The sequence below is a fragment of the Streptomyces sp. NPDC007095 genome, assembly GCF_040634475.1.
Lineage (GTDB): Bacteria > Actinomycetota > Actinomycetes > Streptomycetales > Streptomycetaceae > Streptomyces.
On the sequence record NZ_JBEYFS010000087.1, the window covers coordinates 34,887 to 43,813 of the forward strand.

The window sequence follows — 8,927 nt, forward strand, 5'->3', positions numbered from 1 at the left end:
GAAGCCTCATGAGCCTCATGAAGAGGGGGACACCGTTTCCGGTGTCCCCCTCAGGGCTGCTAGTCGCGGGCCGCTGTCAGATGTTCGGCGTGTTCCTGGAGTGAGCGGACGCCCACGTCGCCGTGGTTGAGCGCGTCGATGCCCTGGACGGCGGCGGCGAGCGCCTGGACGGTCGTCAGGCACGGCACGGAGCGTGCCACCGCGGCCGTACGGATCTCATAGCCGTCGAGGCGGCCACCGGTGCCGTACGGCGTGTTGACGATGAGGTCGACCTCGCCGTCGTGGATCAGCTGGACGATGGTCCGCTCGCCGTTCGGGCCGGTGCCCTCGGACTGCTTGCGCACGACCGTCGCGTTGATGCCGTTGCGCTTGAGCACCTCGGCCGTACCGGAGGTGGCCAGCAGCTCGAAGCCGTGCGCGACCAGCTCGCGCGCCGGGAAGATCATCGAGCGCTTGTCGCGGTTGGCGACCGAGATGAAGGCGCGGCCCTTGGTCGGCAGCGGACCGTAGGCGCCCGCCTGGGACTTGGCGTACGCCGTGCCGAAGACGGAGTCGATGCCCATGACCTCACCGGTGGAGCGCATCTCCGGGCCGAGGACGGTGTCGACGCCGCGCCCGTGGATGTCGCGGAAGCGCGACCACGGCATGACGGCCTCCTTGACGGAGATCGGCGCGTCGAGCGGCAGCTCACCGCCGTCACCGTGCGCGGGGAGCAGCCCCTCCGCCCGCAGCTCGGCAACGGTCGCGCCCAGCGAGATCCGGGCCGCGGCCTTCGCCAGCGGCACCGCGGTCGCCTTCGAGGTGAAGGGGACCGTGCGCGAGGCGCGCGGGTTGGCTTCGAGGACGTACAGGATGTCGCCCGCCATCGCGAACTGGATGTTGATCAGGCCACGGACCCCGACACCCTTCGCGATGGCCTCGGTGGAGGCCCGCAGACGCTTGATGTCGAAGCCGCCCAGCGTGATCGGCGGCAGCGCGCACGCCGAGTCGCCGGAGTGGATGCCGGCCTCCTCGATGTGCTCCATGACGCCGCCGAGGTACAGCTCCTCGCCGTCGTACAGCGCGTCCACGTCGATCTCGATCGCGTCGTCGAGGAAGCGGTCGACGAGGACCGGCCGGGAGGGGCTGATCTCGGTCGACTCGGCGATGTAGGACGACAGCCGGGTCTCGTCGTACACGATCTCCATGCCGCGCCCGCCGAGGACGTACGACGGCCGTACGAGGACGGGGTAGCCGATCTCGTCCGCGATGGCCTTGGCCTCGGCGAAGGTGGTGGCGGTGCCGTGCTTGGGGGCCGGGAGACCGGCCTCCGCGAGGACGCGTCCGAAGGCGCCGCGGTCCTCGGCGGCGTGGATCGCCTCGGGGGGCGTACCGACGACCGGCACTCCGTTGTCCTTGAGCGCCTGGGCCAGGCCCAGCGGGGTCTGGCCGCCGAGCTGGACGATGACACCGGCGATCGGGCCGGCCAGCGACTCCGCGTGGACGATCTCCAGCACGTCCTCGAGCGTCAGCGGCTCGAAGTACAGGCGGTCGGAGGTGTCGTAGTCCGTGGAGACGGTCTCGGGGTTGCAGTTGACCATCACGGTCTCGTAGCCCGCCTCGCTGAGCGCGAAGGAGGCGTGGACGCAGGAGTAGTCGAACTCGATGCCCTGGCCGATGCGGTTCGGGCCGGAGCCCAGGATGATCACCGCGGGCTTCTCGCGCGGCGCGACCTCCGTCTCCTCGTCGTAGGAGGAGTAGAAGTACGGGGTCTTCGCCGCGAACTCGGCGGCGCAGGTGTCGACCGTCTTGTACACCGGGCGCACACCCAGCGCGTGCCGCACCTCGCGCACCACGTCCTCGCGCAGCCCGCGGATCTCGGCGACCTGGGCGTCGGAGAAGCCGTGCCGCTTGGCCTCGGCGAGCAGCTCGGGGTCGAGCTTGTCGGCGGCGGCCAGCTCGTCCGCGATCTCCTTGATCAGGAAGAGCTGGTCGACGAACCACGGGTCGATCTTCGTCGCCTCGAAGACCTCCTCGGGCGTGGCGCCCGCGCGGATGGCCTGCATGACGGAGTTGATCCGGCCGTCGGTGGGCCGCACGGCCTCTTCCAGGAGAAGGGCCTTGTCACCGGGCTCGCCGACGAACGTGAACTGGCTGCCCTTCTTCTCCAGCGACCGCAGCGCCTTCTGCAGCGCCTCGGTGAAGTTGCGGCCGATCGCCATGGCCTCGCCGACCGACTTCATGGTGGTCGTCAGGGTGGAGTCGGCGGACGGGAACTTCTCGAAGGCGAAACGCGGGGCCTTCACGACCACGTAGTCGAGCGTCGGCTCGAAGGACGCCGGGGTCTTCTCCGTGATGTCGTTCGGGATCTCGTCGAGCGTGTAGCCGACGGCGAGCTTCGCGGCGATCTTGGCGATCGGGAAGCCGGTCGCCTTGGAGGCGAGCGCCGAGGAGCGCGACACGCGCGGGTTCATCTCGATGACGATGATGCGGCCGTCGTCGGGGTTCACCGCGAACTGGATGTTGCAGCCGCCGGTGTCGACGCCGACCTCGCGGATGATCGCGATGCCGATGTCGCGCAGCCGCTGGTACTCCCGGTCGGTCAGCGTCATCGCCGGGGCGACGGTGATGGAGTCGCCGGTGTGGACGCCCATCGGGTCGAAGTTCTCGATGGAGCAGACGACCACGACGTTGTCGTTCTTGTCGCGCATCAGCTCCAGCTCGTACTCCTTCCAGCCGAGGATGGACTCCTCCAGGAGCACCTCGGTGGTCGGGGAGAGCGTCAGGCCCTGGCCGGCGATGCGGCGCAGCTCCTCCTCGTCGTGCGCGAAGCCGGAGCCGGCGCCGCCCATGGTGAAGGAGGGGCGGACGACGACGGGGTAGCCGCCGAGGGTGTCGACGCCCTTGAGGACGTCGTCCATGGAGTGGCAGATGACGGAGCGGGCGGACTCGCCGTGGCCGATCTTCGCGCGGACGGCCTCGACGACGCCCTTGAAGAGGTCGCGGTCCTCGCCCTTGTTGATCGCCTCGACGTTGGCGCCGATGAGCTCGACGCCGTACTTCGCCAGGACACCCTGCTCGTGCATGGAGATCGCGGTGTTGAGGGCCGTCTGGCCGCCGAGCGTCGGCAGCAGGACGTCCGGGCGCTCCTTGGCGATGATCTTCTCGACGAACTCGGGGGTGATCGGCTCGACGTAGGTGGCGTCGGCGATCTCCGGGTCCGTCATGATCGTCGCCGGGTTGGAGTTGACGAGGATGACCCTCAGGCCCTCGGCGCGCAGGATGCGGCACGCCTGGGTGCCGGAGTAGTCGAACTCGGCGGCCTGGCCGATGACGATCGGGCCGGAGCCGATGACCAGGACGGACTGGATATCGGTGCGCTTAGGCACGCTGGCCCTCCATCAGGGATACGAAGCGGTCGAACAGGTAGGCGGCGTCGTGCGGGCCGGCTGCCGCTTCGGGGTGGTACTGGACGCTGAAGGCCGGCTGGTCGAGGAGGTGGAGCCCCTCGACGACCTGGTCGTTCAGGCAGACGTGGGAGACCTCGGCGCGGCCGTAGGGGGTCTCGGAGACCTTGTCGAGCGGCGCGTCGACGGCGAAGCCGTGGTTGTGCGCGGTGACCTCGACCTTGCCGGTCGTACGGTCCTGCACCGGCTGGTTGATGCCGCGGTGGCCGTACTTCAGCTTGTAGGTGCCGAAGCCGAGGGCGCGGCCGAGGATCTGGTTGCCGAAGCAGATGCCGAAGAGCGGGGTCTTACGGGCGAGGACCTCCTGCATGACGGCGACGGGGCCGTCCGCGGTGGCTGGGTCACCGGGGCCGTTGGAGAAGAAGACCCCGTCGGGGTTCACGGCGTACACGTCCTCGGCCGTGGCCGTGGCGGGCAGCACGTGCACCTCGATGCCGCGCTCGGCCATGCGGTGCGGGGTCATGCCCTTGATGCCCAGGTCGACGGCGGCGACGGTGAACTTCTTCTCGCCGATGGCGGGGACGACGTACGTCTCCTTGGTGGCGACCTCGGCGGCGAGGTTCGCGCCCTTCATCTCGGGCGCCTGGCGCACCTCGGCGAGCATGGTGCCCTCGTCGGGCAGCGCGTTGCCGGAGAAGATGCCGACGCGCATGGCGCCGCGCTCACGCAGGTGACGGGTGAGGGCGCGGGTGTCGACACCGCTGATGCCGACGACGCCCTGGCTGCGCAGTTCCTCGTCCAGCGAGCGCCGGGCGCGCCAGTTGGAGGGCACGCGCGCGGGGTCGCGTACGACGTATCCGGAGACCCAGATCCGGTTCGACTCGGGGTCCTCGTCGTTGACGCCGGTGTTGCCGACGTGCGGGGCGGTCATGACGACGACCTGGCGGTGGTACGACGGGTCGGTGAGGGTCTCCTGGTAGCCGGTCATCCCGGTGGAGAACACGGCCTCGCCGAAGGTCACCCCCACGGCCCCGTAGGCGCGGCCGCGGAAGGTCCGGCCGTCCTCCAGGACGAGTACGGCGGGAGCTGCCTTGTGCCTCTGCGAGGCGGCTCCCTGGTTGGAGGTCGTCATCGTGCGCCTTCCGTCTTGGTGCTCTTGTTGATCATGTCGTTCAGGGTGTCGACCCACTCGGTGTGCTCGGCCGCGCGGTCCGAGCGGAACCCGGAGTCGATCAGCTTGTCGCCGTGCGCCCAGGTGACCACGAGCAGACCGCCCTCGCTGAGGACCTTCCCGGCGATGCCCTTGCCGAGCAGGGCCTCGCGCAGTGCCTCGGCCGGGATGAAGAAGTCGGTGGCCCCGGGGCGTACGACGTCAAGACCCGCGTCCGTCAGCGTGAGCTCGACCCGGCTGCGGGTGCCCAGGCCGTGCGCCACGATGCGGTCCAGCCACTGCCCGGCGGTGGTGGAGCCGTGGTAGCGGCCGCTCATGCTCAGTTTCACCGGGCCGGGGTCTTCCGGCATTCCGGGCAGCGGCGGCTTGCCGCCTCCGTTGAGGGTGGTGGCGGGCGACGGGCGGGCGGGCAGCTCCGGCAGGTCACCCTGAAGGGTGCCGCGCCACTTCCAGCCCTCGCGCATCAGCCAGTAGACGAGGGCGACGAACAGGACGAGGCCGACGAGCCAGCCGATCCGGGCGGCCCAGTCGGTCACTTCGGCCGACTTCTGTTCGGCGGCCACGGAGGCGGCCATCGGGATGAGAGGTGTCACGCGAGCTTCCCGTCGACGAGGGTGGCCTTGCCCCGCAGCCAGGTGTGCGTGACCCGGCCCGGCAGCTCACGGCCCTCGTAGGGGGTGTTGCGGCTGCGCGAGGCGAAGCCCGCGGGGTCCACGGCTCCACGGTATGCCGTGTCGACGAGCGTGAGGTTGGCGGGCTCACCTGCCGAGACGGGACGGCCGTGGCCCGCGGCCTGCCCGATCCGGGCGGGCTTGAAGGACATGCGGTCGGCGACGCCGGCCCAGTCCAGCAGCCCGGTCTCCACCATCGTCTGCTGGACGACGGAGAGCGCGGTCTCGAGCCCCACCATGCCCATGGCGGCGGCGGCCCACTCGCAGTCCTTGTCCTCGTGCGGGTGCGGCGCGTGGTCGGTGGCGACGATGTCGATCGTGCCGTCGGCGAGCGCCTCGCGCAGCGCCGTCACGTCGCGCTCGGTGCGCAGCGGCGGGTTGACCTTGTAGACGGGGTTGTAGGTGCGGACCAGCTCGTCGGTGAGGAGGAGGTGGTGCGGGGTGACCTCGGCGGTGACGTCGATGCCGCGGGACTTGGCCCAGCGCACGATCTCGACGCTGCCGGCGGTCGACAGGTGGCAGATGTGGACGCGCGAGCCGACGTGCTCGGCGAGCAGGACATCCCGGGCGATGATCGATTCTTCGGCCACCGCGGGCCAGCCCCCGAGCCCCAGCTCGGCGGAGACGACGCCCTCGTTCATCTGGGCGCCCTCGGTGAGGCGGGGCTCCTGCGCGTGCTGCGCGACCACACCGCCGAAGGCCTTCACGTACTCCAGGGCCCGGCGCATGATCACCGCGTCGTCCACGCACTTGCCGTCGTCCGAGAAGACGGTGACGCCGGCCGCGGACTCGTGCATCGCGCCCAGCTCGGCGAGCTTCTTGCCCTCCAGGCCGACCGTGACGGCGCCGATGGGCTGCACGTCGCAGTAGCCGTGCTCCTGGCCGAGCCGGTAGACCTGCTCGACCACGCCGGCGGTGTCGGCGACCGGGAAGGTGTTGGCCATGGCGAACACGGCGGTGTAGCCGCCGCTCGCCGCCGCGCGTGTACCGGTCAGGACGGTCTCGGAATCCTCGCGGCCCGGCTCCCGCAGGTGGGTGTGAAGGTCGACGAGGCCCGGCAGGAGGACCTTGCCGTCGGCCTCGACGACCTCGGCGCCTGCGTCCGAGAGGCCGGTACCGACCGCCTCGATGACGGCGCCGTCGATCAGCACGTCCTGCGGCTCGCCCCCGAGCACCTTCGCACCACGGATCAGGATCTTGCTCATGTTCTTACTTCTCCTCGGTACGGGTGTGGGTGACGGCGGGCTCGTTGCCGCCCAGGAGCAGGTAGAGCACGGCCATGCGGATCGAGACGCCGTTCGCGACCTGTTCGACGACGGTGCAGCGGTCGGAGTCGGCGACCTCGGCGGTGATCTCCATGCCGCGGACCATCGGGCCGGGGTGCATCACGATGGCGTGCTCGGGCATCTTCGCCATGCGGTCGCCGTCGAGGCCGTAGCGCCGCGAGTACTCGCGCTCGGTCGGGAAGAAGGCCGCGTTCATCCGCTCGCGCTGGACGCGCAGCATCATCACCGCGTCGGACTTGGAGAGGGTGCTGTCGAGGTCGTAGGAGATCTCGCAGGGCCAGGACTCCACGCCGACGGGCACCAGGGTGGGCGGGGCGACGAGAGTGACCTCGGCCCCGAGGGTGTGCAGCAGGTCGACGTTGGAGCGGGCGACCCGGCTGTGCAGGACGTCGCCGACGATCGTGATGCGCTTGCCGGCCAGGTCCTGGCCGATGCCGGCGTCACGGCCGACCAGGCGACGGCGCATGGTGAAGGCGTCGAGCAGGGCCTGCGTGGGGTGCTGGTGGGTGCCGTCACCCGCGTTGATGACGACGGCGTCGATCCAGCCGGAGGTGGCGAGCCGGTACGGGGCTCCGGAGGCGCCGTGCCGGATGACGACGGCGTCGACGCCCATGGCTTCGAGGGTCTGGGCGGTGTCCTTCAGGGACTCCCCCTTGGACACCGAGGAACCCTTGGCGGTGAAGTTGATGACGTCCGCGGAGAGGCGCTTCTCGGCGGCCTCGAAGGAGATCCGGGTACGGGTCGAGTCCTCGAAGAAGAGATTGACGACGGTGCGGCCGCGCAGGGTCGGCAGCTTCTTGATCGGCCGGTCGGCGACCCGGGCCATCTCCTCGGCGGTGTCGAGGATCAGGACGGCGTCGTCGCGGGTGAGGTCGGCGGCCGAGATGAGATGACGCTGCATCTGTCAGGCTCCGTAAGGCAGTTCAGGAGAATTCGGGCAGGCGGGCGCGCATGGGGGCGCACTCGGGGGCGTACGGCACTGGCGTACTCCGGAGTGCTAGTGCTGTGCGTCCGAGGAGGTCCGCTTCGCACCGAGCAGCACGGTGTCGCGACCGTCCTCCTCGGCGAGCTGGACCTTGACCGTCTCCCGCAACGACGTGGGGAGGTTCTTGCCGACGTAGTCGGCGCGGATGGGCAGTTCGCGGTGGCCGCGGTCGACGAGGACCGCGAGCTGCACGGCGCGCGGGCGGCCGATGTCGTTCAGCGCGTCGAGCGCGGCGCGGATGGTGCGGCCGGAGAAGAGCACGTCGTCGACGAGGACGACGAGGCGGCCGTCGATGCCGTCACCGGGGATCTCGGTGCGGGCCAGCGCACGCGGCGGGTGCATACGCAGGTCGTCGCGGTACATGGTGATGTCGAGCGAGCCCACCGGGATCTTGCGATCGGTGATCTCTTCGAGCTTGTCGGCCAGTCTGCGGGCCAGGAAGACGCCCCGGGTCGGAATGCCGAGGAGCACCACGTCGTCGGCGCCCTTGGCGCGTTCGACGATCTCGTGGGCGATGCGGGTCAGCACCCGCGCGATGTCGGGGGCTTCCAGAACGGGCCGTGCATCGGCTTCGTACTGCTGTTTGTCCTGCTCGGTGTCCATACGAAACGGACCTCCTTCTCCGCCTCACGGGACGGATCATTAAAGGACGTCGGATTTGCGCCATCCACGGTACCAGCCCGGCAACGCGCCTGATCACCACCCTGCGGGCCACCGCCGGTGACCCCGCGCGAAGGTCGGTCCGGACCATTCGGCTTGACGGGGAAGAGTAACGCTGCGTAACCTCACAGTGAGTCACCAGAGTCACCAGCCGCGCGGCGGAGCCGCACGTTGATACAGCGTCCGGGGAGCTATATGTCCAGCGAATACGCCAAACAGCTCGGGGCCAAGCTCCGGGCCATCCGCACCCAGCAGGGCCTTTCCCTCCACGGAGTCGAGGAGAAGTCACAGGGACGCTGGAAGGCGGTCGTGGTCGGGTCGTACGAGCGCGGCGACCGCGCCGTCACCGTGCAGCGCCTCGCCGAACTGGCGGATTTCTATGGGGTTCCGGTACAGGAGCTGCTGCCCGGCACCACTCCTGGCGGGGCCGCCGAGCCGCCGCCGAAGCTCGTCCTCGACCTGGAGCGGCTGGCCCACGTGCCGGCCGAAAAGGCGGGTCCTCTGCAGCGCTACGCCGCGACGATCCAGTCCCAGCGCGGTGACTACAACGGCAAGGTGCTGTCGATCCGCCAGGACGACCTGCGCACCCTCGCCGTCATCTACGACCAGTCGCCCTCGGTCCTCACCGAGCAGCTGATCAGCTGGGGCGTGCTGGACGCGGACGCGCGCCGCGCGGTCTCCCACGACGAGGGCTGACCCCTTCGGGGAGTTCAGCAGAAACGTGCCGCCGGGGGGGGGGGGGGGGGGCGGTTGGTGGGGCCCCCCCCC

7 protein-coding genes are annotated in these 8,927 nt (G+C 70.1%); 1 reads left to right on the forward strand and 6 read right to left on the reverse strand.

Translation table 11 applies throughout. The features are described 5' to 3' along the window. Window positions 1–59: 59 nt before the first annotated feature. From carB to pyrR, 6 genes are all read right to left on the reverse strand, one after another. Window positions 60–3,368, reverse strand: coding sequence for a carbamoyl-phosphate synthase large subunit (gene carB, locus ABZ656_RS27645; RefSeq protein WP_101406267.1), 3,309 nt, complete (start codon window positions 3,366–3,368; stop codon window positions 60–62). After that, window positions 3,361–4,518 (reverse strand): glutamine-hydrolyzing carbamoyl-phosphate synthase small subunit, encoded by a 1,158-nt coding sequence (gene carA / locus ABZ656_RS27650; RefSeq protein WP_101406266.1) that lies wholly within the window; start codon window positions 4,516–4,518, stop codon window positions 3,361–3,363. Before carA ends, carB begins: the two co-directional genes overlap by 8 nt. Beyond that, window positions 4,515–5,150 (reverse strand): hypothetical protein, encoded by a 636-nt coding sequence (locus ABZ656_RS27655; RefSeq protein WP_101406265.1) that lies wholly within the window; start codon window positions 5,148–5,150, stop codon window positions 4,515–4,517. The genes carA and ABZ656_RS27655 overlap by 4 nt, the downstream gene beginning before the upstream one ends. Further along, window positions 5,147–6,433 (reverse strand): dihydroorotase, encoded by a 1,287-nt coding sequence (locus ABZ656_RS27660; RefSeq protein WP_360271152.1) that lies wholly within the window; start codon window positions 6,431–6,433, stop codon window positions 5,147–5,149. The genes ABZ656_RS27655 and ABZ656_RS27660 overlap by 4 nt, the downstream gene beginning before the upstream one ends. Window positions 6,434–6,437: 4 nt before the next feature. Further along, window positions 6,438–7,415 carry an aspartate carbamoyltransferase catalytic subunit gene (locus tag ABZ656_RS27665; RefSeq protein ID WP_101406263.1) on the reverse strand — a complete coding sequence of 326 codons (978 nt, stop codon included), beginning with the start codon at window positions 7,413–7,415 and terminating at the stop codon, window positions 6,438–6,440. Window positions 7,416–7,511: 96 nt separating this feature from the next. Next, on the reverse strand, window positions 7,512–8,102 hold the full coding sequence (gene pyrR, locus ABZ656_RS27670) for a bifunctional pyr operon transcriptional regulator/uracil phosphoribosyltransferase PyrR (protein WP_099923780.1): 591 nt from the start codon (window positions 8,100–8,102) through the stop codon (window positions 7,512–7,514). 252 nt (window positions 8,103–8,354) lie between these two features. On the opposite strand from pyrR, the gene bldD reads away from it, so the two are divergent. Next, window positions 8,355–8,855 carry a transcriptional regulator BldD gene (bldD, locus tag ABZ656_RS27675; protein ID WP_067366005.1) on the forward strand — a complete coding sequence of 167 codons (501 nt, stop codon included), beginning with the start codon at window positions 8,355–8,357 and terminating at the stop codon, window positions 8,853–8,855. Window positions 8,856–8,927: the final 72 nt, after the last annotated feature.

Excerpts from the sequence above, each read along its gene's own strand:
- carA (WP_101406266.1), bottom strand. The coding sequence starts at position 4,518 with ATGACGACCTCCAACCAGGGAGCCGCCTCGCAGAGGCACAAGGCAGCT.
- ABZ656_RS27660 (WP_360271152.1), bottom strand. The coding sequence starts at position 6,433 with ATGAGCAAGATCCTGATCCGTGGTGCGAAGGTGCTCGGGGGCGAGCCG.
- ABZ656_RS27665 (WP_101406263.1), bottom strand. The coding sequence starts at position 7,415 with ATGCAGCGTCATCTCATCTCGGCCGCCGACCTCACCCGCGACGACGCC.
- pyrR (WP_099923780.1), bottom strand. The coding sequence starts at position 8,102 with ATGGACACCGAGCAGGACAAACAGCAGTACGAAGCCGATGCACGGCCC.
- bldD (WP_067366005.1), top strand. The coding sequence starts at position 8,355 with ATGTCCAGCGAATACGCCAAACAGCTCGGGGCCAAGCTCCGGGCCATC.